Genomic DNA, 24,598 nt, shown 5'->3' on the forward strand with positions numbered 1-24,598 from the left:
GCCCGACGCCCCGTCGGGCCGTCCCCGGGACTACGCCCCGAACGCCCGCGACACCGTGTAGATCAGGAGGCCGGCCAGCGCGCCGACCACCGTGCCGTTGATGCGGATGAACTGGAGGTCGCGGCCGATGTGGGCCTCGATCTTGCGGGAGGTGTGTTCCGCGTCCCAGCTCGCCACCGTGTCCGTGATGAGCGAGGTGATCTCGGTGCGGTAGGTGGTGACGACGTACACGACGGCGCCCTCGATCCAGCCCTCCACCTTCGCCTGGAGCCGCCCGTCGGTGGCCAGGCGCGCGCCGAGCGACATCAGTGAGGCCCGGACCCGCAGCCGCAGCTCGCTCTGCTCGTCCTCCGCCGCCGAGAGGATCATCGAGCGGATCGCGGTCCACGCGGAGGCGATCACGTCCTGCACCTCGCCCCGCGCGAGGATCTCGGACTTCAGCCGCTCCACGCGCGCCCGCGTCTGCGTGTCCGACTGGAGGTCGGAGGCGAAGTCGGTGAGGAAGCGGTCGACGGCCCCGCGCGCCGGGTGCTCCGGCATGTCCCGCATCTCGATGACGAAGCGGAGCAGTTCCTTGTAGACGCGGTCGCCGATCTTCCGGTCGACGAAGCGGGGGGTCCAGCCGGGGGCGCCGCCCTGGACGGCGTCCATGACCGAGTCCCCGTGCATGACGAGCCAGTCGTGGGCCTTCGCGCAGATCAGGTCCACGGCCCGGCGGTGGCCGCCGTCCACGACCACCTTCTCCAGGGTCTTGCCGAGGCCCGGCGCGATCTCGGCGTGCTCGGCGCGCCGGGTGATGGCCTCGCCGACGACGGCCTGGACGTCGGAGTCGCGCAGCACGGTCAGCGCCCCGCGCAGCGCGGTGGCCAGCTCGGCGGTGACCCGGTCGGCGTGTTCGGGTTCCGCCAGCCAGGAGCCGAGCCGGCCTCCGATGCCGAGGGCGCCCAGTCGGGCGCGCACGACGTCGGAGGAGAGGAAGTTCTCGCCGACGAACTCCCCGAGGGAGACGCCCAGCTGGTCCTTCTTGGTCGGGATGATCGCGGTGTGCGGGATCGGCAGGCCGAGCGGCCGGCGGAAGAGCGCGGTGACCGCGAACCAGTCCGCGAGGGCGCCGACCATGCCGGCTTCGGCCGCCGCCGCCACGTACCCGGCCCAGCCGCCGGCGCCCCAGGCGTGCTGGGCGTACTTCGCCAGTACGTAGACCAGCGCGACCAGGACCAGCAGGCCCGTCGCGGTGGTCTTCATCCGGCGGACGCCTTGGCGCCGCTCCTCGTCCGCCGCGTTGAACAAGAACGCGCCCCGGGTCGGTGGGGGTGGCGCGGTGCGCGCCCTCGTGTCGCTGTCCACGTCTTTCACGGGCTCCTGCCTTCCCCCGGTGGCCGGTTTTGTCTGCATAGCATCCGACTCCCGGGAGGCCCGGGGAGTTCCCGGCGCGCCGTTCGGGTGTGCGAGGCGCCGGCCGGGACCCGTCCGGTCCCGTGGCCGCGTACCCCGTACCCGCGCACGTACCCGCTCCCGCACCCGTACCGGCACCCGCTCTCGCGCCCGTACCCCGCTCCCGTACCCCCTGCTCGGCCTACAGCTCCTTGCGGCGTTTCTCGCCGTCCAGCGGCTTCGAGCCCTTCGGCTCCTTGACCTTGATGCCGACGCCGCCCCAGAAGGCGAGGCCGTTGACGATCACGCGGGGCGCCCCGGGGTCCGGCCGGGAGGGGGCGGCGCCCTGGTCGAAACCGCCCATGATGCCGATGCCCCGTACGTCGACCTCGACGCCCGGCGGGACCGTGATCTCGATGCCGCCCATCACGGCGATGCAGGTGATCACCACCTCGTGCTCGGCGAAGTCGGCCTCGCGGAGGTCGATCTCGCCGCCGCCCCAGAAGGCGACCGCGTTGAAGCGGGCGGGGACCGTCCAGTGGCCCTTGCGCTGGAAGCCCGACATGACGGCGACGGCCGTCGCCGAGGTGCCCCGGCCCCCGATGCGGGACTGCCAGGAGGACCGCGCCCCGTCGCCCCGGGCCGGACCGGCGGACGCGGGGGCGCCGGGCTGGGACTCGCCGGGCACCTGCGGAAGGTCGCGGGTCAGGGGGGCGAGTTCGGCGTACGTCCTGGAGGCGTAGACCGCCTCCAGCCGCTCCTCGAACTCCTCCATGTCGAGCCGTCCCTCGGCGACGGCGTCCCGCAGGCGCTCCACCACCCGGTCCCGGTCGGCGTCGGAGGCCCTCAGCTCCGGCAACGGCGCCCGCTCCGGCGCTCCCTTCTCCCACGACACCTTCCGCGGCGCCGCCGGCTCCGCTACCGGAGCCTGCTCGGGCAACGACTTCTCGGGCCGCTCGTCACTCATGTGGACCACACTATGCAGAGATCCGCACCAGTTGAACGGCCCACCCCCGGACGTCTTCCCGGACGTCGCCCCGGGATCGACCCTGAGGCGGGCCCCTGACTCAACCCCGACCCGCGTACATCCGGGCGATGACGTCCTCGATGTCGGGCTCCCGCACCGACAGGTCCAGGAGCGGGTAGCGGGCCGCCACCTCCGCCACCAGAGGCGCCGCCGAGGCCTGTGCGGGGAAGGCCAACCACTGACGGGGTCCGTCCACCTTCACCACCCGGGCCCCCGCGACCTCGATCGGCGCGATCTCCGCCTCCAGGTCGACCACCAGGGTCCGTTCGCCCGCCCCTTCCGGGCCGGCCGCGTGCAGCCCGCCGAGCGGGCCGTCGTACATGAGGCGGCCGTGGTCGATGACCATCACCCGCTCGCAGAGCTGCTCGATGTCCTGGAGGTCGTGCGTGGTGAGCAGGACGGTGGTGCCGAGTTCCTCGTTGAGCTGCCGCAGGAAGCCCCGTACCTTCGCCTTGCTGACCACGTCGAGTCCGATCGTCGGCTCGTCCAGGTACAGCACCTCCGGATCGTGCAGCAGCGCCGCGGCGATGTCCCCGCGCATCCGCTGCCCCAGCGACAGCTGGCGCACCGGTACGTCGAGCAGTGCGGCGAGGTCGAGCCGGTCGACGCAGCGTTCCAGGTTCTCGGCGTAGCGGGCCGCCGGGATCCGGTACATCCGGCGCATCAGCCCGTACGAGTCCTTCAGCGGCAGGTCCCACCACAGGGTGGTGCGCTGTCCGAAGACCACCCCGATCCGGTGCGCGAGGCGCATCCGTTCCCGCGCGGGGTCGATGCCGGCGACGCGCAGCCGGCCGCCGCTGGGGTTGAGGATGCCGGTGAGCATCTTGATGGTGGTGGACTTGCCGGCTCCGTTGGGCCCGATGTAGCCGACCATCTCGCCCCGCGCGACCTCGAAGCTGATCCCGTCCACGGCCCTGACCTGCCGTTTCTCCCGCCGGAACCAGTTCACGCGGCGGCGTACGTCGAAGACCTTCTCGACGCCGTCCAGTGCGATCAGTGCTTCTGTCATCAGCCCTCAACTCCCCGTGCTGCGGTACGAACGGACACCCGCGCGCCAGGCCTGCGACGCGGGCAGGAACACCAGGAAGGCCACCAACGGGCTCGCGAACGCCACCCACGACGGCAGCCCGAGCGGATCGGGCCGGCCCAGGACGTACAGGGCGGGCAGCCAGTTGACGAAGGCGAGCGGGACGATGAAGGTGACCCCGCGCAGCAGGTCCTTGGCGAAGACCGACGGCGGGTACTGGAGCATCGTGCAGCCGCCGTACGTGAAGGAGTTCTGCACCTCGGCCGCGTCGCCGGCGGCGAACTGGAAGGCCGCGCCAGCCACCATCACCGCCCCGAAGATGCCCGCCCCGGCCAGGATCATCACGGGGACCAGCAGCACCTTGCCGGCCGTCCACTCCACGTCCAACGCCGAGACCGCCCAGGTCAGCACGCCGAGGCCCTGCACGATCCGGCCGAGGCGGCGCAGGGCGAACCGGTCCGCGGCGACCTGCGCGAGCACCGGGACCGGCCGCACCAGCATGGTGTCCAGGGAGCCGTCGCGGATCCGGGAGCCGATCCGGTCGGTGTTGCCGAGGAGCAGGTCGGCCAGGCCCAGCGACGCCGAGCAGGAGCCGTACAGCAGGGCGATCTCGGGGAGCGTGAACCCGGCGAGCTCGTCCACGTGCGAGAACATGATGACGATCGTCGCGAAGTCGAGCAGGGTGATCGCCGCGTTCCCGAAGGTCGCGAGGAAGAACGACGTCCGGTACGTCATGGTCGAGCGGATCCACATCGCGACGATGAGCCCGTAGCCGCGCAACCCCTCCCACGCGCGGTTGCGGACGGCCCCGTCGAACCCCCCGAACCGCCCGGGCCCGTCGGCGCCCGCGTCCGTGCCGGGACCGTCCAGGGCGGCGACGCCCGTTGCCTCAGCCACCCTGGACCACCACCTTCCGCGTCGCCGCCGTCTGCATCAGCCGGCCCGCGCCCAACAGGACCAGCGCCCAGCCGGCCTGGAAGCCCAGCGCCCGCGCCGCGTTGCCGGCGCCCGCGTGCGTGCCGAGCAGCACGTCCATCGGGACCTGGAGCATCGCCGCCCACGGCAGCGCCCGGGCCAGCTCGCCGAACGCGCCGGGGAACACCGTCAGCGGCAGCACCATCCCGGAGAAGAAGATGGTCACGACGGTCGCCATCAGGTTGATCCCGGTGCCGTCCAACAGCCAGAACGCGGCCAGCCCGAGCAGGAAGCGCACCGCGAAGCTGACGATCAGCCCGAGCGCGACGGACACCAGGAACAGCAGCCAGCGCACCGGGTCGACGGGCAGCGCCAGCGGGAAGGCGAGGGCGCCGGCGATCAGCGGCACCACCCCGCGGCCCAGCAGTTGGAAGGCGGCCCGCCCGAGGTCGGAGGCCAGCCACCACAGTTGGAGGTCCGCCGGCCGGTACAGGTCGACGGCGATGTCCCCCGTGCGGACCCGTTCCTGGAACTCCTCCTGGAAGCCGCCCCCGATGAGCGCCGCGGCCGCGAGCACGGACTGGCTCACCCAGACGAAGGTGAGTGCCTGCGCCTGGTCGTAGCCGCCGAGGCCCGGCCGTTCGTCCCACAGGGCGACGTACGTGTAGGCGACGATGAATCCGAACACGGTGTTGGTGAAAACCCCCGCGGCCGTCGCCGTTCCGTAGGCCGCGTACCGCCGGAAGCCGCCCGCGGCGACGGCCCCGTAGAGCAGCGCTCTCTGACGCACCGTATCCCCTCCGTTTTCCCCATCGTTCCTACGTCGGCCAAAGCGCGCGAGCTTAGTGCGGAGGGGCGAGCCACGCGACCGATTTATGCCCGTCCGGCGCGGAAACTCCGGGCATCGGGTAGACACCATGAGGTACGGATGTGGATATTTCGCACGGCCCCGAGGAGTTCCGGCGATGAGCGACCAGTCACCACCACCGGGCTGGACGCCTCGCGATCCGGACACCCCCGAGGGCGCACCCCCGGAGCCCGTCGCCGCACCCGCCCCCCGCGGGGCCGCCGCCGGCGGCCGGCCCGCCGGCAAGGGCGGGCGCCGGCGCACCGGTTGGCGGCGCGTCGTTCCGACGTGGCGGATGCTGCTGGGTTCCCTCCTGCTGATCGGGTTGCTGTTGGGCGGCGCCCTGGTGGCCGGTTACCTGCTGGTGGACATCCCGCCAGCGAACGCGGCTGCCACCGCGCAGTCCAACGTGTACCTGTACGCGGACGGGTCGCAGCTGGCCGGTGACGGCGAGGTCAACCGGGTCAACGTGCCGCTCTCACAGGTTCCGCTGACGGTCCAGGAGGCCGTACTGGCCGCCGAGGACCGGGACTTCCACTCCGAGCGGGCGGTGGATCCGAAGGCGATGGTCCGCGCCGCCTGGAACACGATCACCGGGAAGGGCAAGCAGTCCGGCTCGACGATCACCCAGCAGTACGTCAAGAACTACTACCTGGGCCAGGAACAGACGGTGAACCGGAAGGTGAAGGAGTTCTTCATCGCGATCAAGCTCGGCCGGGAGAAGTCGAAGGACTACATCCTGGAGGGCTACCTGAACACCAGCTACTTCGGCCGCAACGCCTACGGGATCCAGGCCGCCGCGCAGGCCTACTACGGCAAGGACGTCAACCGGCTGACCACCGCCGAGGGCGCCTACCTGGCGACCCTGCTCAACTCCCCCAGCGCCTTCGACGTCGTCGCGCACCCCCGCGGTCGGGACCGGGCCGTCGCCCGTTGGAACTACGTGCTCGACGGGATGGTGAAGAAGGAGTGGATGGACCCGGCGGAGCGGGCCGCGGCGCGGTTCCCCGAGCCGGGCAGGATCCGTCCGGCGTCCGGGCTGTCGGGCCAGCGCGGGTACCTGGTGGAGGCCGTCAAGGACTACATCACCGAGCGCGGGATCCTCGACGACAAGACCCTCGCGGAGGGCGGCTACCGGATCACCACGACGATCGACAAGCGCCGTCAGGCGGCGTTCGTCGACGCGGTGCGGACCGAGATGGTGGACGACCTCGACCCGGCGGCCCGTCCCGCGGACCGGCTGGTGCGGGCGGGCGGGGCCTCCATCGATCCGGCCACCGGCAAGGTCGTCGCCCTGTACGGCGGCATCGACTACACGAAGCAGTACGTCAACAACGCGACCCGGCACGACTACCAGGTGGCCTCCACCTTCAAGCCGTTCGTCTTCGCGGCCGCCGTGGAGAACGACTCGCGCACCCAGGACGGCCGGCGCATCACCCCGAACACCGTCTACAACGGCGACAACAAGCGCCCGGTGGTCGGCGGCCGGATCCGCTTCGCCCCCGAGAACGAGGGGCAGGTCTCGTACGGGAACATCACCGTCAACACGGCGACCGACCTCTCGGTCAACACGGTCTACGCGCAGATGGCCGTGGACGTCGGCGGGGAGAAGGTCAAGCGGACGGCGATCGCCCTGGGCATCCCCGAGAGCACCCCGAACTTCGACGCGGGCCCGGCCATCGCCCTCGGCACCATGCAGGCGAGCGTCCTGGACATGACGCAGGCGTACGCGACCCTCGCCGACCACGGCCGGCGCACCCCGTACACCTTCCTGGAGAAGATCACGAAGGACGGGGACACCATCGGGCTCCCCGACCGCACCGCGGAGCAGGTCGTCAGCCGTGAGGCCGCCGACACGACGACGTCCATGCTGGTCAGCGTCGTCGACAACGGCACCGGTACGGCCGCCCTGGCGGCGGGCCACCCGGCGGCGGGCAAGACGGGCACGGCCGAACTGGACCGCTCGGCGTGGTTCGCGGCGTACACCCCGGACCTGGTCACGGTGGTGTCGATGATGGGCCAGGACCCGGACACGGGCACGCTCCAGTCCCTCTACGGGGCGCTGGGCGAGCGGCGCATCGGGGGCGGCGGCTATCCGGCGCGGATCTGGGCGGCGTACACGAAGACGGCCCTGGAGTCCTCGGACCCCGTGGACTTCGACCTCGAACTCCAGCGGGGCGCCTCACGGCCGCAGCAGCCGGACGTCCCGCAGCCGCCGGACGGCTTCCCCATCGACCCGGACACCCCGCCGACGGAGGGCCGCACGGACGGCGGTCAGACGGACGGGGGCCGCGAACAGGGCGGGCAGACCGACGGCGGCCGAACGGACGGGAGGCGGACGGACGGGGGGCGGACGGACGGGGGGCGCAACCAAGGCGGGCAGACGCAGGCCGGCCAGACGCAGGGCGGCCAGACCGACGGCGGGCAGACCGACGGCGGCCAGACGGACGGCGGCCGGACGGACGCCGGGCAGACCCAGGGCGGGCAGACCAACGGCGGCCAAACGGACGGAGGCCGGACCAACGGCGGCCAGAACACCGGCGGCGACACCCCGGGTGGCGCCTTCGGCCGCCGGCCGCCGGCGGACTACCTCGAATGAGACCCGGTCGGGCCCGTACGGGTCGGGCCCGACCAGCCTCGTACGACGCCGGACCGGCTCAGTGGCCGGAGGTGGCCTTCAGCCCGACCACGGCGACCAGCAGCAGGCAGATGAAGAAGATCCGGGCGGCGGTGACGGGTTCCCCGAGCACCGCCATGCCGAGCACCGCGGCCCCGGCCGCGCCGATGCCCACCCAGACCCCGTACGCGGTGCCGATGGGCAGCGTCTTGGCGGCGTAGGACAGTAGGACCATGCTGGCGACGATCCCGGCACCGGTGAACACGGACGGCCACAGCCGGGTGAATCCCTCGGTGAACTTCATGCCGATAGACCAGCCGACTTCGAGCAGACCGGCGATGAGAAGCAGAACCCAGGCCATGACAGGCACCTCCGGGACGAGACGGAAACGGGGTGCGTCGTCTTTGCGTCCTGCAACCCGGTACGGCGCGTCTCGTCGGGGGTTCCCCTCCACCGTAGCAAAGGGGCAGCACTGAGGGCCGGTGACCTCGGCCACCGGCCCTCAGGGTTCGTCAGGCCTCGTCAGGCCTCGTCAGGATCAGAGATAGAGCCCGGTGGAGTCCTTCGACCCCTCCAGCCGCTCGGCGGCCACCGCGTGCAGGTCCCGCTCGCGCATCAGGACGTACGTCGCCCCGCGCACCTCGACCTCGGCCCGGTCCTCCGGGTCGTACAGCACCCGGTCACCCGGCTCGACGCTCCGGACGTTCTGTCCGACGGCGACCACCTCGGCCCAGGAGAGCCGCTTGCCCACGGCCGCCGTCGCCGGGATCAGGATCCCGCCGCCGGAGCGGCGTTCGCCCTCGGGCAGGTCGGACTTCACGAGCACGCGGTCGTGCAGCATGCGAATGGGCAGCTTGTCGTGGGTGGTGTTCTCGCTCACGCCCCGAACCTACCTGCCGCGCTCCGCCCCGTCCGAAGGTGGGTGCTCACCGCTTGCGGCGCGCCGACACCACGAGGAGTCCGACCACGCCGGCGGCCAGCAGGGCCACGGGCACGATGCGCTCGATGCGCGGCGCCCCGTCCTCGTGGCGAAGGCCGTCCTTGACGTCGGTGACGAGGCGGTTGACGGCGACGAAGGCCCGTCCGGCGGTCTGGTCGACCGTCGAGGCGACCCTCGCCTTCGCGTCCCCGACGATCGTCTTCGGGTGCATCCGCACGCCGATCTCGTCGAGCGTCTCGGCGAGCTGCTCGCGGCGACGGACGATGTCCGCCTCGATCTGAGCGGGGGTCCTGGCTTCCGGCACCGCGCTGCCTCCGTCGTTGTGTCGTCTGTGGCGTGATCCGTCATGGACAGTCTGTCAGCTCCGTCAGCTTAGGCTCATGACGTACCGATCCCCTCCCGAGGAGACTGTTGAGATGAGCGAGCGACTCCAGCCGGGCGACACCGCCCCCGCCTTCACCCTGCCCGACGCGGACGGCAACGAGGTCTCGCTGGCCGACCACAAGGGCCGCAAGGTGATCGTGTACTTCTACCCCGCGGCCCTGACGCCGGGCTGCACCAAGCAGGCCTGCGACTTCACCGACAACCTGGACGCCCTGGCCACCGCCGGGTACGACGTCATCGGTGTCTCCCCCGACAAGCCGGAGAAGCTCGCCAAGTTCCGCGAGGTGGAGAACCTGAAGGTGACCCTGGTCGGGGACCCGCAGAAGGAGACCCTGACGGCGTACGGCGCCTTCGGCGAGAAGAAGCTGTACGGCAAGACGGTGACCGGGGTCATCCGTTCCACGGTGGTCGTGGACGAGGACGGCAAGGTCGCGCACGCCTTCTACAACGTGAAGGCGACCGGCCACGTAGCGAAGATCATCAAGGACCTGGGCATCTGACGCGCCCGCCCACCAGGGCGCCCGTACCGCCCCCGGTCCGGGCGCCCGGCACGGGTGGGAGCGCGTCGACGCAATCCGCGCGACACCCGTGCCGCGGCCGGTGATCGGCCGCTACGATGGGCCTCACGCGGCCTTGGCGGAACGGCAGACGCCTCGCATTTAGGGTGCGATGGGAGAAATCCCGTGAGGGTTCGAATCCCTCAGGCCGCACGAACCAAGCAATCGAAGGCCCGACTCGTCGAGTCGGGCCTTCGGTGCGTTTGGTGCGTTCGGGTGCGTTCGTTGCGTTCGAGTGCGTTCGGGTGCGTTCGGGTGCCCCGGGCGTTCTCGGCGGGCGGTGGGCGGAGGCGGCGGGCCTCAGCCCAGCAGTTCCCGGATCACCGGGACCAGGGCGCGGAAGGCCAGGCCGCGGTGGGAGATGGCGTTCTTCTCGGCCGGGTCGAGCTGCGCACAGGTGCGCGATAGGCCCAGCGGCTGGAGGATCGGGTCGTAGCCGAAGCCGCCGCCGCCTTCGGGGGCGTGTCGCAGGGTGCCCAGCAGCCGACCCTCGACGACGCGTTCGGTGCCGTCCGGCAGGGCCAGGGCCGCCGCGCAGAAGAAGTGGGCGCCGCGGTGCTCGTCGGCGATGTCGCCCAGCTGGGCGAGCAGCAGGTCGAGGTTGGCCTTGTCGTCGCCGTGGGAGCCGGCCCAGCGGGCGGAGAAGATGCCGGGCGCGCCGTTCAGGACGTCGACGCACAGGCCCGAGTCGTCGGCGACGGCCGGCAGGCCGGTGGCCCGGGCGAGGGCGTGGGCCTTGAGGAGGGCGTTCTCGGCGAAGGTGACGCCGGTCTCCTTGACGTCCGGGATGTCCGGGTACGCGTCCGCGCCGACCAGCTCGTGCGGCAGGCCGGCGTCGGACAGGATGGCGCGGAGTTCGGTGACTTTGCCCGCGTTGCGGGTGGCCAGGATCAGGCGGCTGGGCGTCGAGGTCATGCCGCCATTATTCCGGGCCGCTCGTTCCGGGCCGCCGGCCGGTTCAGCCCGGGGTGCAGACCTTGGAGATCTCGGAGGCCGCGTCGGCGACCGGCTTGATGTCCGGGTTGACGTTGCCGCCCTCCAGGGAGGTGCGGACGTTCTGCACGGCCGTGGTCATCGAGTCGATGGCCTTGCCCAGGTCGGTGTTGTCCGTCTGGTCGCCGATCTTCTTCAGGCTCGCGTCGATCGAGTTCAGCGCGTTCTGCGCCTCCTGCGGGCTGTTGCCGGCCTGCGAGACCGCCTGCTGGAGGTCGTTGGCGCTGTCGGCGATGGCCACCGCCGTGTTGGCGCAGTCCATCGCCGTGGATATCGCGTCGCAGGAGGTCAGGGCCGGGACGGTGAGCGCGGCGGCCAGCGCCACGGCGGCGATGCGGAACTTCGGCTTCATTTAGGGGTCCCCCACAACTCGGATACGTGGACGGGCGCACGGCTGTGACACCGTGCGCCCGTACTTGCTCGGACGCGGCTGCGCGCCCGGTGGTTCTGCGCGGACTACGGAACCTGCAGCTCCAGCGCGCCCAGCTGGAGGGCCTCCAGGTCGGCGCAGCCGCCGGTGGCGAGGTCGAGGAGCGCGTTGAGCTCCTTGCGGTCGAAGGGCTCGCCCTCGGCGGTGCCCTGGACCTCGACGAAGCGGCCGTCGCCGGTGCAGACCACGTTCATGTCGGTCTCGGCGCGCACGTCCTCCTCGTAGCAGAGGTCGAGGAGGGGCTCGCCGTCGACGATGCCGACGCTGACGGCGGCGACGGTGCCGGTGAGCGGCTTGCGCCCGGCCTTGATCAGCTTCTTCTTCTGACCCCAGGCGACGGCGTCCGCGAGCGCGACGTAGGCGCCGGTGATGGCGGCGGTGCGGGTGCCGCCGTCGGCCTGGAGGACGTCGCAGTCCAGGACGATGGTGTTCTCGCCGAGGGCCTTGTAGTCGATGACCGCGCGCAGCGAACGGCCGATGAGGCGGGAGATCTCGTGGGTGCGGCCGCCGATCTTGCCGCGGACGGACTCGCGGTCGCCGCGGGTGTTGGTCGAGCGCGGCAGCATCGAGTACTCGGAGGTCACCCAGCCCTCGCCGCTGCCCTTGCGCCAGCGCGGGACGCCTTCGGTGAAGGAGGCGGTGCAGAACACCTTGGTGTCACCGAAGGAGATGAGGACGGAGCCCTCGGCGTGCTTGCTCCATCCGCGTTCGATGGTGACCGGGCGGAGCTGTTCGGGCGTGCGGCCGTCGATGCGAGACATGGCTGTGAGCCTAGTCGGTACCCGAATGCGCGAGGACCCCGTCCGAACCCTTCCGGACGCAGCCCTCCGCCCACCGGTGACGGCCGCTCGATGCCACTCCTCCCGCTCGGGTGGGGAGCCGGCAGTCCGTCCCACACGGCCGCAACCACCACCACATGGAGACGGGGGGACGGGGCCCGGACCATGAGGGCGGGCGGGGGCGGCCGGGGACGGTCGGGCCGAGGGTCGAATACGCCGCGTCTCGTGTCGGGACGACGGAGCGTCGGTCGGGGCGTTCTTCAGCAGCGGCCGCGATCCCTGACGCCGGTCGTCGGCTGTCCGCCCGTCTCGGCCGCGGGGTCGTGCGGGCAACGGCAAAGGACGCCGCGCCCGACCGTGTGACCAGGTCGGACGGAGCGCCCTTTTCGTTCGTGCGGATCAGCCCTGGGGCTTGATCACATCATGTCCTCGATGTCCGCGGCGATCGGGTCGGCGTCGGTGCCGATGACGACCTGGATCGCCGTGCCCATCTTGACGACGCCGTGGGCGCCCGCGGCCTTCAGGGCGACATCGTCGACCAGGGACGGGTCCTTGACCTCGGTGCGCAGGCGGGTGATGCAGCCCTCGACCTCTTCGATGTTGTCGATGCCGCCGAGCCCGGCGACGATCTTCTCAGCCTTGGTGGCCATGTGTTTCTCCCTGAGTGGTTCGAAGAACGAGTCTCGGCGGCCGTAACCCGCGTCGTCCGCTTCGTCACGGTAGCTCACGGTTGGCCCATCTACACGGGCGCGTGCCCCGTAGCTGCCGAATGATGACCATCAGCAGCAGCCTGCCCGTCAACTGGTCTACACCAGTGTGCCGCAAGTGTTGCGACTGCCAAAAACCGGGCCGGGTCAGGGAGGACGCGATGAGCACGAGCAGTGCCGCGACGGCGCCACAGCCGAAGTGGTGGAACGGCTTGTTCCAGGGCCTGCAGAAGATGGGACGGAGCCTCCAGCTGCCGATCGCCGTCCTCCCCGCGGCCGGCATCCTGAACCGCCTCGGCCAGAACGACGTCTTCGGCAAGGACGGCCTCGGCTGGACCGACGTCGCCAAGGTGATGGCGAGCGCGGGCGGCGCCCTCCTCAACGCCGACCTCGGACTCCCGCTCCTCTTCTGCGTCGGCGTCGCGATCGGCATGGCCAAGAAGGCGGACGGCTCCACCGCGCTCGCGGCGGTCGTGGGCTTCCTCGTCTACCGCAGCGTGCTGCGGGCCTTCCCGCAGGGCTGCCCCGAAGGGACGAAGGACATCGGGGGCGGCTGTCTGGGGCCCGACGACACCTTCGCCGAGTACAGCTTCCAGAACCCGGGGGTGTTCGGCGGCATCATCATGGGCATGCTGGCCGCCTGGTTCTGGCAGCGCTACCACCGGGTGAAGCTGGTCGACTGGCTGGGCTTCTTCAACGGCCGCCGGCTCGTCCCGATCATCATGACCTTCGTCGCGATCGCGTTCGCCGTGCTGTGCCTGTGGATCTGGCCGCCGATCGGCGACGGGCTGGAGAGCTTCTCCGACTGGCTGGTGGGGCTCGGCTCCTGGGGCGCCGGCATCTTCGGCCTCGCGAACCGCGCGCTGCTGGTGATCGGCCTGCACCAGTTCCTGAACGTGCCGGTGTGGTTCCAGTTCGGCAGCTTCACCACGCCGGACGGACAGGTCGTCCACGGCGACATCCCGATGTTCCTGAACGGCGACCCGAGCGCGGGGCAGTTCCTGTCCGGGTTCTTCCCCATCATGATGTTCGCCCTGCCGGCCGCGGCCCTGGCCATCACCCACTGCGCGAAGCCGCTGCGCCGCAAGGAGGTCGGCGGTCTGATGCTGTCGGTCGGCCTGACCTCGTTCGTCACGGGCATCACGGAACCGTTGGAGTACTCCTTCCTCTTCGTGGCGCCGGCGCTGTACGCGATCCACGCCGTGCTGACCGGTGTGTCCATGGCGGTGACCTGGGCACTGGGGGTGCACGACGGCTTCAGCTTCTCGGCCGGCCTGATCGACTACGTCATCAACTGGAGCCTGGCGACCAAGCCCTGGATGATCATTCCGATCGGCCTGTGCTTCGCCGTCGTCTACTACGCCGTCTTCCGCTTCGCCATCACCAAGTTCGACATCCCGACCCCCGGACGCGAGTCGGACGAGGAGATCGCGGCCATGCAGGCGGACAACACCAAGGCGTAGCCAAGCCGTTATGAAGGCGCGGCCGGCCGCGCGGGGCCCGTCGGCCCGGCCGGTGGAGGCCCTCGGATCCCAGGATCCGGGGGCCTTCGCCACGTCCGGAAGTCCACGGTTCCGGATGGCGGACCCGCTCGGGGCGGGTGTGGCGTACGCCACTGGAAATTGAAGGTTCCTTATCTAACCCTCACCGTGTTACAACTGGTCTACACCACCTATTGGTGTAGACCACGCGTGGCTCGTTCCGGCCCCCGCGGTCCCCCTTTCCGAGACGTCGCCAACCCCTTTTTCCCGCCCTGGCAGCGCCTTGTCCACTGGAGGAAGTCCATGTCCACAGCCACCGCCGCTGCGGAAAAGAAGAAGGGCGCTGGCGTGATGGCCGTCATGCAGCGCATCGGCCGGAGCCTCATGCTCCCCGTTGCCGTGCTGCCCGCCGGCGCGCTCCTGCTCCGCCTGGGCGCGGCCGACATGCTCGGCGACAAGGACGTCTTCCCGACGTTCATCCTCAAGATCGCCGGTTACATGGCCGCCGGTGGTGGCGCGATCCTCGACAACATGGCGCTGCTGTTCGCCGTCGGCATCGCGATCGGCTTCGCGAAGAAGTCGGACGGCTCGACCGCCCTCGCCGCGGTCACCGGCTACCTCGTCTTCAAGGCGGTGCTCGCCACCTTCACCGACAGCAACCTGCCCAAGGTCGCCAAGGTCGTCGGCGGGAAGATCGTCAACGTCGACGCCCCGGTCAACGCCGGTGTGCTCGGCGGCGTCGTGATGGGTGTCATCACCGCGCTGCTCTACCAGAAGTTCTACCGGACCAAGCTGCCGGACTGGGCGGGCTTCTTCGGCGGCCGCCGCCTCGTCCCGATCCTCTCCGCCCTCGCGGGCCTCGTCACCGGCATCGTCTTCGGTCTGATCTGGCCGGTGCTCGGCACGGGCCTGCACAACTTCGGTGAGTGGCTGACCGGTTCGGGCGCCGTCGGCGCGGGCATCTTCGGTGTCGCCAACCGCGCGCTGATCCCGATCGGCATGCACCACCTGCTGAACTCCTTCCCGTGGTTCCAGGCCGGCTCCTTCGACACCCCGACCGGCGCCGTGCACGGCGACATCGGTCGCTTCCTCGCCGGTGACCCGACCGCCGGACAGTTCATGACCGGCTTCTTCCCGATCATGATGTTCGCCCTCCCGGCGGCCTGCCTCGCGATCGTCCACTGCGCCCGCCCCGAGCGCCGCAAGGTCGTCGGCGGCATGATGTTCTCCCTCGCGCTCACCTCCTTCGTCACCGGTGTGACCGAGCCGATCGAGTTCACCTTCATGTTCATCGCCCCGGTGCTGTACGCGATCCACGCGGTGCTGACCGGTGTCTCCCTCGCCCTCACCTGGGCCCTGGGCATGCGGGACGGCTTCGGCTTCTCCGCCGGCCTCGTCGACTTCCTGCTGAACCTCGGCATCGCGGAGAAGCCGTGGATGCTGGCGGGCGTCGGCCTGTGCTTCGCGGCGGTCTACTACTTCGTCTTCCGCTTCGCGATCACGAAGTTCAACCTCCCGACGCCGGGCCGCGAGTCCGACGAGGAGCTCGCCGAGCTGCAGAAGGCCGAGGCCAAGTAAGCAGCCCGCACCACGTACGACGGAGCCCCCGCTCTCCCGGAAGGGAGGGCGGGGGCTCCGCCGTGGGCGGGTGGCGGGGTGACGGAGTGACGGGGGGCTCCCCGTACCCGCCTCAGAGTTCGTAGACCGCGCCCGCGTACGCCAGGTCGACCCGGCCGTCGTAGACCGCGCGGGCGTCGGCGAGGTTCTGGCCGGCGTCCGTCCACGGCGGGATGTGCGTCAGGACCAGCCGCCCGACCTGCCCCGCGCTGGCGTACTCCCCGGCCTCGCGGCCGTTCAGGTGAAGGTCGGGGATGTCCTCCTTGCCGTGCGTGAAGGAGGCCTCGCACAGGAAGAGGTCGACGCCGTCGGCCAGGGCACCCAGCTCGGGGCAGACCCCGGTGTCCCCCGAGTAGGCCAGCGAGCGGCCGCCGTGCTCGATGCGGATGCCGTACGACTCCACCGGATGGCAGACCTTCTCGGTGCGCACCGTGAACGGCCCGATCTCGAACGCGGCCGTCTTCAGCGTCCGGAAGTCGAAGACCTCGCTCATCGAACTCGCGTCGGGGACGTCCTCGTACGCGGTGGTCAGGCGCTGTTCGGTGCCCTCGGGGCCGTAGACGGGGATGGTGCCGCAGCGGCCGCCCTCGTGGCGGTAGTAGCGGGCGACGAAGTACGCGCACATGTCGATGCAGTGATCGGCGTGCAGGTGGCTCAGGAAGATCGCGTCGAGGTCGTAGAGACCGCAGTGGCGCTGGAGCGCCCCGAGCGAGCCGTTGCCCATGTCGAGGAGCAGGCGGAAGCCGTCGGCCTCGACGAGGTAGCTCGAACAGGCCGATTCCGCGGACGGGAACGACCCCGAGCAGCCGACGACGGTGAGCTTCATGGAGCGTGAACCTCCGTGGACGGTCCGTGGACGGAATGCGGGCCGTGCGTGCGTCGAGCGTAAGGCGCGAAACCTCGGGTCGCTCCTCCACGGCGGGCCGTTGTGGGGGGAATCACCTGTCCTGTCACCCGGGGGAGCGACGGCGGGTACGGGCGTTGCCGCGCCGGGCGCCCCGCGCGCGACTACGGTCGGAGGATGGACACGTCCTGGTGGCCCGCGCTCGCGGCGGTGGTCGCCGTGGCGGTGGTGGTGCTGCTGCCGCGGCGGGTCCTGGGTGCCCGCGGCGGGGCGCCGGCGTCACCGCCGCACGGGCCGGGGCCGCCCCCGCCGGTGCGGGTCCGCGAGCTGTGGGGGTTGGTGGACGGCAGGTCCTGCCTGGTCCTGGCCGTGCGGCCGCACCGGGAGCGGGCCCGGGTCGCGTGGATCACCGCCAAGTACGACGACCGTCGCCCCGGGGTGATCCCGCTGCCGCCCGGGGTGGTGGGCCGGCAGGGACGCGGGAGCTTCCTGGAGGCGGACCGGCCGGCGGAGGTGTCGTTGTGGGAGTTCCGCACCCGGCTGGGCACGCTGGACCCGACGCTGTGGGACGAGGCCAAGGGACTCGGAGGGGGTGCGGGGTGATCCGGTAGCGGCGCGGCCACGATGCCCCCGACCCGACGGCGGACCGCCCCGGAGGCGTCCCCGGACGGAGTCCGGGTCCTGGTCTCCGGGTCCTCGTCTCCGGGTCCTCGTCTCCGGGACCCGGCGCCCGGCCCCGCCGCCGTCCCCGCCGCACTGCCGGCCCCCGCCCCCTGACCCCGCCGGGCGGGCGGGTCGGGGGCGCGTACGGCTCACGCCCAGAGCTGGCCCTGGAGGGCCTCGATGGCCTCCTCCGTCGTGGCCGCCGTGTAGACGCCCGTCGACAGGTACTTCCAGCCGCCGTCGGCGACGACGAAGACGATGTCGGCGCTCTCCCCCGCGGCGACGGCCTTGCGGCCCACGCCGATCGCCGCGTGCAGGGCGGCGCCGGTGGAGACGCCCGCGAAGATGCCCTCCTCGCGCAGCAGGTCCCGGGTGCGGGTGACGGCGTCCGCGGAGCCCACCGAGAAGCGGGTGGTGAGCACGGAGGCGTCGTACAGCTCGGGGACGAAGCCCTCGTCGAGGTTGCGCAGGCCGTAGACCAGGTCGTCGTACCGGGGCTCGGCCGCGACGATCCTGATGCCCTCGACGTGCTCGCGCAGGTACCGGCCGACGCCCATCAGGGTGCCGGTGGTGCCCAGGCCCGCCACGAAGTGCGTGATGGACGGGAGGTCGGCGAGGATCTCCGGCCCGGTGGTCGCGTAGTGGGCGCCCGCGTTGTCCGGGTTGCCGTACTGGTAGAGCATCACCCAGTCCGGGTGCTCCACGGCCAGCTCCTTGGCCACCCGGACCGCCGTGTTCGAGCCGCCCGCCGCGGGCGACGGGACGATCTCGGCTCCCCACATCGTCAGAAGGTCGCGCCGCTCCTGGGAGGTGTTCTCCGGCATGACGCACACGATCCGGTAGCCCTTGAGCTTCGCGGCCATCGCCAGGGAGATGCCCGTGTTGCCGGAGGTGGGCTCCAGGATGGTGCAGCCGGGGAAGAGGCGGCCGTCCTTCTCCGCCTGCTCGACCATGTGGAGCGCGGGGCGGTCCTTGATCGAGCCGGTCGGGTTGCGGTCCTCCAGCTTCGCCCAGATCCGCACGTCGGCGGAGGGCGAGAGCCGGGGCAGCCGGACCAGCGGCGTGTTGCCGACGGCCGCGAGCGGGGAGTCGTAGCGCATTACTTCGAGCCGCCGGCCACGGCCGGAAGGATGGTGACGCTGTCGCCGTCCTTGAGCGCGGTGGAGATGCCGTCGAGGAAGCGGACGTCCTCGTCGTTGAGGTAGACGTTCACGAAGCGGCGCAGCTGACCACCGGCGGCCTGGTCGACGATGCGCTCCTCGATGCCCTTGTGCCGCGTCTCCAGGTCCGCGAACAGCTCGGACAGGGTCGCGCCCTCGCCGTTCACGGCCTTCTCGCCGTCGGTGTAGGTGCGGAGGATGGTGGGGATGCGGACCTCGATGGCCATGGCAGGCTCCAGTGTCGTGAAGGGCGTTAAACCGTAAGAACGTGGATGCGCGCGGTTCTTGCGCCCCCGCGCGGGAGGGCTGGGTCGCTCAGCCGGCCGGACAGATGGCGCTGGCGAGGCGGCACAGGTCGACGTGCAGCCGCGCCACGAGCAGCAGCCTGCCGGGCGTCTCGATGCTCACGTCGTGGGGAACCATGCGGTCATGTTAACGATTCCCGGTCCCCCGTTTGGAGTGTGATCCCGCATCGTGGACGCCATCCGCTCACATACTGGTCAGTAGCCTGCCACGACCTGCACTTCCTCCTCCGTGATCACGCCCTCGACGATCCGGTACGAGCGGAACTGGAACTCGCCGAGACCGTCCTGGTCGGCCGTGGAGACGAGCACGTAGTGGGCGCCCGGCTCGTTCGCGTAGGTCACGTCGGTGCGCGAGGGGTAGGCCTCGGTGGCGGTGTGCGAGTGGTAGACGATCACCGGTTCCTCGTCGCGGTCGTCCAGCTCCCGGTAGAGCTTCAGGAGGTCCTTCGAGTCGAACTCGTAGAACGTGGGCGATCGGGCGGCGTTGAGCATCGGGATGAACCGCTCGGGGCGCCCGGTGTCCGCCGGGCCGGCCACGACGCCGCACGCCTCGTCGGGGTGGTCCTTGCGGGCGTGCTCGACGATCCGGTCGTACAGGTCCTGGGTGAGGGTCAGCATGAGCGACAGGATAGACAGACGGGCCCTCCCGTACCGAGGCGTGGTACGGAAGGGCCCGAATGCCGGACGGAGCGCCGCGGGGACACGGGTCCCGGCCGGGACGGCGGCCGGGAGGTCCGGTCCCCGCGGGGTCAGGAAACCTTGTTGAAGGCCGCGCCGCGAGGGTTGCGGGACTTCAGCACCAGGTAGGAGACGCCGAGGAGCAGACCCCACAGCGGGGCGCAGTACAACGAGACCCGGGAGTCCTTGTCGACGCCCATCATGACGATGACCATCCCGATGAACAGCAGGGCGAACCAGCTGGTCCACGGGGCACCGGGGGCGCGGAAGGAGGACTGGGGCAGCTCGCCGCGGTCGGCCTTGGCGCGGTAGCGGATCTGACAGACCAGGATCATGATCCAGGCCCACATCCCGGAGATGGTGGCGAAGGAGACGACGTAGTCGAAGGCCTTGCCCGGGGCGACGTAGTTGATCCAGACGCCCACCAGCATCAGCGCGGCGGAGAAGGTGGTGCCGAGCAGCGGGGTGCCGTTCTTCGTCAGCCTGGTGAAGAACTTCGGGCCCTGGCCGTTGAGCGCGAGGTCGCGCAGCATCCGGCCGGTGGAGTACATGCCCGAGTTGCAGGAGGACAGGGCCGCGGTCAGGACGACGAAGTTGACGATCGCGGCGCCGACTCCCAGGCCCATCCGCTCGAAGGCGGCGACGAAGGGCGAGACGCCGGGCTGGAAGTGCGTCCACGGCACGACCGAGAGGATCATGACGAGCGCGCCGACGTAGAAGACGGCGATGCGCCACGGCACGGTGTTGATGGCCTTGGGCAGGGTCTTCTCGGGGTCCTTGGACTCGCCGGCGGTGACGCCGACCAGCTCGACCGCGAGGAAGGCGAACATCACGATCTGCAGGGTCATCAGCGTGCCGCCGATGCCCTTGGGGAAGAAGCCGCCGTCGTTCCACAGGTTGGAGACGGAGGCGGTCGCCGCGGCGTCGGAGAAGCCGATGGTGAGGATGCCGGCGCAGATCAGGATCATGCCGACGATGGCGGTGACCTTGACCATGGAGAACCAGAACTCCAGCTCGCCGAAGAGCTTCACGGAGATCAGGTTCGCGGCGTAGAGGATGACCGTGAAGATCAGCGCGTACGCCCATTGCGGGAAGCTGTCGTCGGTCCAGTACGACATGTACTTGGCGGCGGCGGTGACCTCGGTGATGCCGGTGACCACCCAGAAGAGCCAGTACGTCCAGCCGGTGGCGTAGCCCCAGAACGGGCCCAGGAACTCGCGGGCGTAGTCCGAGAAGGAACCGGACACCGGCCGGTACATGAGCAGTTCGCCCAGGGCCCGCATGATGAAGAAGATGACCAGGCCCGCGATGGCGTAGGCCAGGATCAGGCTGGGTCCGGCTTTGGAGATCGCCTTGCCCGCCCCGAGGAACAGCCCGGTGCCGATCGCTCCGCCGATCGCGATCATCTGGATCTGGCGGGCGCCGAGTGCGCGGTGGTACCCCTCGCCCTGATCGCCCTCGCCGGGCGTCCTGTCGTGCTGCTCGACCTGCACAGAGGTCATGTCTGGTGCGCCTTTCTCCACGCCGACCCGCGCCTTCGCTGGCTGCGGATCGGGTCCTCGATCCCCCCGGATACGGATGGAGTTGCACGCCGGCGGTCAGCCGGTTCAAGCGGGCCGGGGGACAGGGGTGGCGTCCCTTCGGCAGTCGTGAAGATTTATCACGTGCTTATGGGGACGCGAGGGGAGGAACTGTGGCGCAAGGCATAAAAATATCGGGGCATAGGCCCCGACGCCGATCAGATCACCGCATGGCGGTGATCTGATCGTTATCCGGATTTGAGCGTCCGCTGAGCGAACAACGTCCGCGTCGCGCAGGTCATCGGATGAGCGTTTCGATCAGCGTCTCTTGGAGGCCGCCGAGCCACAGGTAGGCCATCACCATCGGCTTGCGCGGGTCCTCGTCCGGCAGCCGGAACAGGATGGCGCTCTCGTCGTCCTCGGTGATGTCGAGCCGGGCCGCGATCGTCAGCCGCAGGTCGTTCAGGGCGCCGAGCCAGCGCTGCGGCAGGTCCCCGGTCAGCTCCAGGACCGCCGCCCCGTCGCCGGCGGGGCCGAGGCCGTCCAGGCTGCGCACGACGGCCAGCGCGTCCTCCCGCTTGCGGGAGCGCAGGTCGTTCTCGGTGAAGCGGCGGAACTCCGAGGAGCGGGCCCGCAGCTCCTCCGGGTCGTCCTTCGGTCCCGCGCCGGGGCCCCCGTAGGCATCGGGGAAGAGCCGGGCCAGGGCCGGGTCGGACGGGGGCTCGCTCGGGCCGTCGGAGGCGAACAGCACGGCCAGCGGGTCGGCGTCCGCGGCGGGTTCCGGCTCGCCGGGGCCGATCAGCTCCAGCAACTGGACGGCGAGGGAGCGCAGGATGGAGATCTCGATCTCGTCCAGCGCGACGGCGGCTCCGGGGCCGCCCTTCAAGGGTTCGAACACGCCGCCCATCAGGTGCGGTCCTGCGAGAGGGTCGCCCAGAGCCCGTAGCCGTGCATGGCCTGCACGTCGCGCTCCATCTCCTCGCGGGAGCCGCTGGAGACGACCGCCCTGCCCTTGTGGTGGACGTCCATCATCAGCTTGGTCGCCTTGTCCTTCGGGTAGCCGAAGTACGCCTGGAACACGTACGTCACGTAGCTCATGAGGTTGACCGGGTCGTTGTGCACCAGGGTCACCCAGGGGACGTCGGGTTCGGGGACCGCGTAGGTCTCTCGGGCCGATTCGGTGCGTTCGATCTCAACGGGAGCAACACTCACTTGTCCCATGCTGCCACTGCCGGGGGGCCGTCGCACAAACGGGCCCCCACATCTCGTCACTTTGACGAGATGTGCGCTAGCATCCGTGACATGAACCCTGCGGACCTGGGCCTGCCGGTGGACGTGCCGTCCACAGCGCTCTTCACGGACCATTACGAGCTCACGATGCTGCAAGCCGCACTGGCCAACGGCACGGCGGACCGCCGTTCGGTCTTCGAGGTCTTCACCCGACGGCTGCCCGAGGGACGCCGCTACGGAGTGGTCGCGGGAACCGGGCGCGTGCTCGACGCCGTGGAGAACTTCCGCTTCGACGGAGCCGTCCTGGAGTTCCTGCGGGAGCGGGCCGTCGTCGACATGCGCACGCTCGACTGGCTGGCCTCGTACCGCTTCTCGGGTGACATCTGGGGCTACCCCGAGGGCGAGACCTACTTCCCCGGCTCGCCGGTCCTGCGCGTCGAGGGCAGCTTCGCCGAGTGCGTGCTGCTGGAGACCGTGATCCTGTCGATCCTCAACCACGACTCGGCGATCGCGGCGGCCGCCTCCCGGATGTCCTCGGCGGCCGGCGGTCGCCCGCTGATCGAGATGGGCGCCCGGCGCACCCACGAGCTGGCGGCCGTCGCCGCCTCGCGGGCCGCGTACGTCGGCGGCTTCACCTCGACCTCGGACCTGGCGGCCGGCTTCCGGTACGGCATCCCGACGGTGGGCACCAGCGCGCACGCCTTCACCCTGGTCCACGACAGCGAGCGGGACGCCTTCACGGCGCAGGTCGCCTCGCTGGGCCGCGGGACGACCCTGCTGGTGGACACGTACGACGTCGCGGAGGCGGTGCGCACGGCGGTGGAGGTCGCCGGCACCGACCTGGGCGCGGTCCGGATCGACTCCGGGGACCTGCTGCTCGTCGCCCACCGGGTGCGCCAGCAGCTGGACGAGCTGGGGGCGACCTCGACGCGGATCGTGGTCACCTCCGACCTGGACGAGTACGCCATCGCCTCGCTGGCGGCGGCGCCCGTGGACGCGTACGGGGTCGGCACCCAGCTGGTCACCGGCAGCGGGCACCCGACCTGCTCAATGGTCTACAAGCTGGTGGCGCGGGCCGCCTCCGACGACCCGAAGGCCCCGCTGGTGCCGGTCGCGAAGAAGTCCTCGGGCGGCAAGACCTCCCTCGGCGGCCGCAAGTGGGCGGCCCGCCGGACCGACGCGGACGGCATCGCCGAGGCCGAGGTCATCGGGACCGGCGCGGTCCCCTCGGCCCTCGCCGACCACCAACTGCTGACCCAGCTGGTCAAGGGCGGCGAGGTCGTGGCCCGGGAGTCGCTGGAGACCGTACGGGAGCGCCACACGGCGGCCCTGGCGCGGCTCCCGCTGTCGGCGACGCAGCTCTCGCGCGGCGAGGCGGTCATCCCGACCGAGTACGTGTGAGCGCGGCCGGGGCCGGCGGATCCGCCGGGGGCCCCGGGTTCGGGGAGGGGCGGGGTGGGGCAAGAGCCACCGCGAGGCCCCGCCGCACCGCACCGCCCACCCACCGACCCGAAGGACACGCGACATGCACCGCGCACTGATCGTTGTCGACGTACAGAACGACTTCTGCGAGGGCGGCAGCCTCGCGGTCCCGGGCGGGGCCGACGTCGCCGCCGCGATCACCGAGCTCATCGGTCAGAGCACGCCCGGCTACCGGCACGTCGTCGCCACCCGCGACCACCACGTCGACCCGGGCGCGCACTTCGCGCGGCCGCCGGCCGTCCCGGACTACGAGACGTCCTGGCCGGTGCACTGCGTCGCCGGGACCGAGGGCGTCGGGTTCCACCCGAACTTCGCGCCGGCCGTCGCCTCGGGCGCCGTCGCGGCCGTCTTCGACAAGGGCGCGTACGAGGCCGCCTACAGCGGCTTCGAGGGCGCCGACGAGAACGGCGTGACCCTCGCCCAGTGGCTGCGGGACCGGGAGGTCACCGAGGTCGACGTCGTCGGCATCGCCACCGACCACTGCGTCAGGGCCACCGCCCTGGACTCCGCCCGCGCCGGCTTCACCACCCGCGTCCTGCTCGACCTGACAGCCGCCGTGGCCCCCCACACCACCACCAAGGCCCTGGAGGAACTCCGCGGGGCCGGGGTCACCCTGGTCGGCGACCGGGCCGCCTGAGGCCCGGCGGGGGCCGCGAGGGCTCCGGGCGGGGGTCGCGAGGGCTCCGGGCGAGGGCCCGGGGGTGTCCTACGCGCCGCCCAGGAGGGCGCGGATCGGGTGCCAGAGTTCCGCCGCGCGGTCGGGGGCGCAGCGCCACAGGAGGCCGTCGGGGTGGTGCAGGACGGCCGTGACCTCGTCCGGGGTCGGCGGCTGGGTGTTGCCCCGCAGGTAGACCGCCCGCATCCCGAGGTTCCGCAGCCTGGTCAGGGCGCGGGCCCGGTTCACGGCATGCACCAGCACGCGGACATTTCCACCTTCTCCGGACGGCCTGGGCAGGGTCAGGGCCACCACCACACTGCCGCCGGGCAATCTGACGAAACCTCCACCGGGCATGCTTTCCCT

Annotated in this window: 28 protein-coding genes, 1 tRNA gene and 1 riboswitch; of the genes, 8 read left to right on the forward strand and 21 right to left on the reverse strand. The window is 71.0% G+C overall.

Annotated elements, in window-relative coordinates:
* Positions 1–30: 30 nt before the first annotated feature.
* The 5 genes from AB0D46_RS24285 to AB0D46_RS24305 form a co-directional block, all read right to left on the reverse strand.
* Positions 31–1,395 carry a DUF445 domain-containing protein gene (locus AB0D46_RS24285; RefSeq protein WP_362880365.1) on the reverse strand — a complete coding sequence of 455 codons (1,365 nt, stop codon included), beginning with the start codon at positions 1,393–1,395 and terminating at the stop codon, positions 31–33.
* A 181-nt stretch (positions 1,396–1,576) separates the two neighbouring features.
* Positions 1,577–2,233: a DUF1707 domain-containing protein gene (locus AB0D46_RS24290; protein WP_362880444.1), complete on the reverse strand. Its 657-nt coding sequence runs from the start codon at positions 2,231–2,233 to the stop codon at positions 1,577–1,579.
* A gap of 208 nt (positions 2,234–2,441) precedes the next feature.
* Positions 2,442–3,410: an ATP-binding cassette domain-containing protein gene (locus AB0D46_RS24295; RefSeq protein WP_362880366.1), complete on the reverse strand. Its 969-nt coding sequence runs from the start codon at positions 3,408–3,410 to the stop codon at positions 2,442–2,444.
* Positions 3,411–3,416: 6 nt separating this feature from the next.
* The gene (locus AB0D46_RS24300) at positions 3,417–4,208 is read right to left on the reverse strand and encodes an ABC transporter permease (protein WP_362880446.1); all 792 of its coding nucleotides are present in this window, start codon (positions 4,206–4,208) and stop codon (positions 3,417–3,419) included.
* A 109-nt stretch (positions 4,209–4,317) separates the two neighbouring features.
* Entirely contained in the window at positions 4,318–5,133 is an 816-nt protein-coding gene (locus tag AB0D46_RS24305) for an ABC-2 family transporter protein (protein ID WP_362880368.1), read from the reverse strand.
* A gap of 175 nt (positions 5,134–5,308) precedes the next feature.
* Between AB0D46_RS24305 and AB0D46_RS24310 the strand changes: the two genes are divergently transcribed.
* Positions 5,309–7,789 (forward strand): transglycosylase domain-containing protein, encoded by a 2,481-nt coding sequence (locus AB0D46_RS24310; protein WP_362880370.1) that lies wholly within the window; start codon positions 5,309–5,311, stop codon positions 7,787–7,789.
* A gap of 58 nt (positions 7,790–7,847) precedes the next feature.
* Here the strand turns inward: AB0D46_RS24310 and AB0D46_RS24315 are convergent, their stop codons facing one another.
* The 3 genes from AB0D46_RS24315 to AB0D46_RS24325 form a co-directional block, all read right to left on the reverse strand.
* Positions 7,848–8,168 (reverse strand): multidrug efflux SMR transporter, encoded by a 321-nt coding sequence (locus AB0D46_RS24315; protein ID WP_362880371.1) that lies wholly within the window; start codon positions 8,166–8,168, stop codon positions 7,848–7,850.
* Between the two features lie 31 nt (positions 8,169–8,199).
* A riboswitch (guanidine-III (ykkC-III) riboswitch) is annotated at positions 8,200–8,278 on the reverse strand.
* Positions 8,279–8,345: 67 nt separating this feature from the next.
* On the reverse strand, positions 8,346–8,687 hold the full coding sequence (locus tag AB0D46_RS24320) for a co-chaperone GroES (RefSeq protein ID WP_362880373.1): 342 nt from the start codon (positions 8,685–8,687) through the stop codon (positions 8,346–8,348).
* 46 nt (positions 8,688–8,733) lie between these two features.
* Positions 8,734–9,051, reverse strand: coding sequence for a DUF3618 domain-containing protein (locus AB0D46_RS24325; RefSeq protein ID WP_362880375.1), 318 nt, complete (start codon positions 9,049–9,051; stop codon positions 8,734–8,736).
* A gap of 112 nt (positions 9,052–9,163) precedes the next feature.
* Here AB0D46_RS24325 and bcp point away from each other — a divergent pair, with 112 nt between their 5' ends.
* Together bcp and AB0D46_RS24335 are read left to right on the forward strand one after the other, a co-directional pair.
* On the forward strand, positions 9,164–9,631 hold the full coding sequence (bcp, locus tag AB0D46_RS24330; protein WP_362880376.1) for a thioredoxin-dependent thiol peroxidase: 468 nt from the start codon (positions 9,164–9,166) through the stop codon (positions 9,629–9,631).
* Between the two features lie 127 nt (positions 9,632–9,758).
* A tRNA-Leu gene (locus tag AB0D46_RS24335) sits at positions 9,759–9,841 on the forward strand.
* A gap of 147 nt (positions 9,842–9,988) precedes the next feature.
* Here AB0D46_RS24335 and rdgB read toward each other — a convergent pair.
* From rdgB to AB0D46_RS24355, 4 genes are all read right to left on the reverse strand, one after another.
* The gene (gene rdgB / locus AB0D46_RS24340) at positions 9,989–10,603 is read right to left on the reverse strand and encodes an RdgB/HAM1 family non-canonical purine NTP pyrophosphatase (RefSeq protein ID WP_362880378.1); all 615 of its coding nucleotides are present in this window, start codon (positions 10,601–10,603) and stop codon (positions 9,989–9,991) included.
* 43 nt (positions 10,604–10,646) lie between these two features.
* Complete coding sequence (locus tag AB0D46_RS24345; protein WP_362880380.1) at positions 10,647–11,033, reverse strand: hypothetical protein; 387 nt, start codon at positions 11,031–11,033, stop codon at positions 10,647–10,649.
* A gap of 104 nt (positions 11,034–11,137) precedes the next feature.
* Positions 11,138–11,872, reverse strand: coding sequence for a ribonuclease PH (gene rph, locus AB0D46_RS24350; RefSeq protein WP_362880381.1), 735 nt, complete (start codon positions 11,870–11,872; stop codon positions 11,138–11,140).
* Between the two features lie 434 nt (positions 11,873–12,306).
* Positions 12,307–12,618, reverse strand: a complete 312-nt coding sequence (locus AB0D46_RS24355; protein WP_362880383.1) for a PTS glucose/sucrose transporter subunit IIB — start codon at positions 12,616–12,618, stop codon at positions 12,307–12,309.
* 140 nt (positions 12,619–12,758) lie between these two features.
* Between AB0D46_RS24355 and AB0D46_RS24360 the strand changes: the two genes are divergently transcribed.
* Both AB0D46_RS24360 and AB0D46_RS24365 read left to right on the forward strand, forming a co-directional pair.
* Positions 12,759–14,060 carry a PTS transporter subunit EIIC gene (locus AB0D46_RS24360; protein ID WP_362880385.1) on the forward strand — a complete coding sequence of 434 codons (1,302 nt, stop codon included), beginning with the start codon at positions 12,759–12,761 and terminating at the stop codon, positions 14,058–14,060.
* 321 nt (positions 14,061–14,381) lie between these two features.
* Positions 14,382–15,656, forward strand: coding sequence for a PTS transporter subunit EIIC (locus AB0D46_RS24365; RefSeq protein ID WP_362880387.1), 1,275 nt, complete (start codon positions 14,382–14,384; stop codon positions 15,654–15,656).
* 112 nt (positions 15,657–15,768) lie between these two features.
* Here the strand turns inward: AB0D46_RS24365 and AB0D46_RS24370 are convergent, their stop codons facing one another.
* Positions 15,769–16,521, reverse strand: a complete 753-nt coding sequence (locus tag AB0D46_RS24370) for an MBL fold metallo-hydrolase (RefSeq protein ID WP_362880388.1) — start codon at positions 16,519–16,521, stop codon at positions 15,769–15,771.
* 195 nt (positions 16,522–16,716) lie between these two features.
* Here AB0D46_RS24370 and AB0D46_RS24375 point away from each other — a divergent pair, with 195 nt between their 5' ends.
* Positions 16,717–17,142, forward strand: a complete 426-nt coding sequence (locus AB0D46_RS24375) for a hypothetical protein (RefSeq protein ID WP_362880390.1) — start codon at positions 16,717–16,719, stop codon at positions 17,140–17,142.
* Positions 17,143–17,351: 209 nt separating this feature from the next.
* On the opposite strand, the gene AB0D46_RS24380 is transcribed toward AB0D46_RS24375, so the two are convergent.
* From AB0D46_RS24380 to clpS, 7 genes are all read right to left on the reverse strand, one after another.
* Positions 17,352–18,302, reverse strand: coding sequence for a cysteine synthase (locus AB0D46_RS24380; protein WP_362880392.1), 951 nt, complete (start codon positions 18,300–18,302; stop codon positions 17,352–17,354).
* The gene (locus AB0D46_RS24385) at positions 18,302–18,589 is read right to left on the reverse strand and encodes a MoaD/ThiS family protein (protein WP_281208476.1); all 288 of its coding nucleotides are present in this window, start codon (positions 18,587–18,589) and stop codon (positions 18,302–18,304) included. The genes AB0D46_RS24380 and AB0D46_RS24385 overlap by 1 nt, the downstream gene beginning before the upstream one ends.
* A gap of 88 nt (positions 18,590–18,677) precedes the next feature.
* A complete protein-coding gene (locus AB0D46_RS24390; RefSeq protein ID WP_338014447.1) occupies positions 18,678–18,785 on the reverse strand; it encodes a putative leader peptide in 108 nt (35 codons plus the stop codon).
* A gap of 77 nt (positions 18,786–18,862) precedes the next feature.
* Complete coding sequence (locus tag AB0D46_RS24395; RefSeq protein WP_362880394.1) at positions 18,863–19,285, reverse strand: M67 family metallopeptidase; 423 nt, start codon at positions 19,283–19,285, stop codon at positions 18,863–18,865.
* Between the two features lie 131 nt (positions 19,286–19,416).
* Positions 19,417–20,847 (reverse strand): amino acid permease, encoded by a 1,431-nt coding sequence (locus AB0D46_RS24400; RefSeq protein ID WP_362880395.1) that lies wholly within the window; start codon positions 20,845–20,847, stop codon positions 19,417–19,419.
* Positions 20,848–21,163: 316 nt separating this feature from the next.
* Positions 21,164–21,772, reverse strand: a complete 609-nt coding sequence (locus AB0D46_RS24405) for a DUF2017 domain-containing protein (protein ID WP_362880397.1) — start codon at positions 21,770–21,772, stop codon at positions 21,164–21,166.
* A complete protein-coding gene (clpS, locus tag AB0D46_RS24410) occupies positions 21,772–22,086 on the reverse strand; it encodes an ATP-dependent Clp protease adapter ClpS (RefSeq protein WP_362880399.1) in 315 nt (104 codons plus the stop codon). The genes AB0D46_RS24405 and clpS overlap by 1 nt, the downstream gene beginning before the upstream one ends.
* 81 nt (positions 22,087–22,167) lie before the next feature.
* Between clpS and AB0D46_RS24415 the strand changes: the two genes are divergently transcribed.
* Complete coding sequence (locus AB0D46_RS24415; RefSeq protein WP_362880401.1) at positions 22,168–23,496, forward strand: nicotinate phosphoribosyltransferase; 1,329 nt, start codon at positions 22,168–22,170, stop codon at positions 23,494–23,496.
* Positions 23,497–23,620: 124 nt separating this feature from the next.
* The gene (locus tag AB0D46_RS24420) at positions 23,621–24,214 is read left to right on the forward strand and encodes an isochorismatase family protein (protein ID WP_362880402.1); all 594 of its coding nucleotides are present in this window, start codon (positions 23,621–23,623) and stop codon (positions 24,212–24,214) included.
* 69 nt (positions 24,215–24,283) lie between these two features.
* On the opposite strand, the gene AB0D46_RS24425 is transcribed toward AB0D46_RS24420, so the two are convergent.
* On the reverse strand, positions 24,284–24,589 hold the full coding sequence (locus tag AB0D46_RS24425; RefSeq protein WP_362880404.1) for a hypothetical protein: 306 nt from the start codon (positions 24,587–24,589) through the stop codon (positions 24,284–24,286).
* Positions 24,590–24,598: the final 9 nt, after the last annotated feature.

It is taken from the genome of Streptomyces sp. NPDC048383 (genome assembly GCF_040651775.1).
GTDB lineage: Bacteria > Actinomycetota > Actinomycetes > Streptomycetales > Streptomycetaceae > Streptomyces.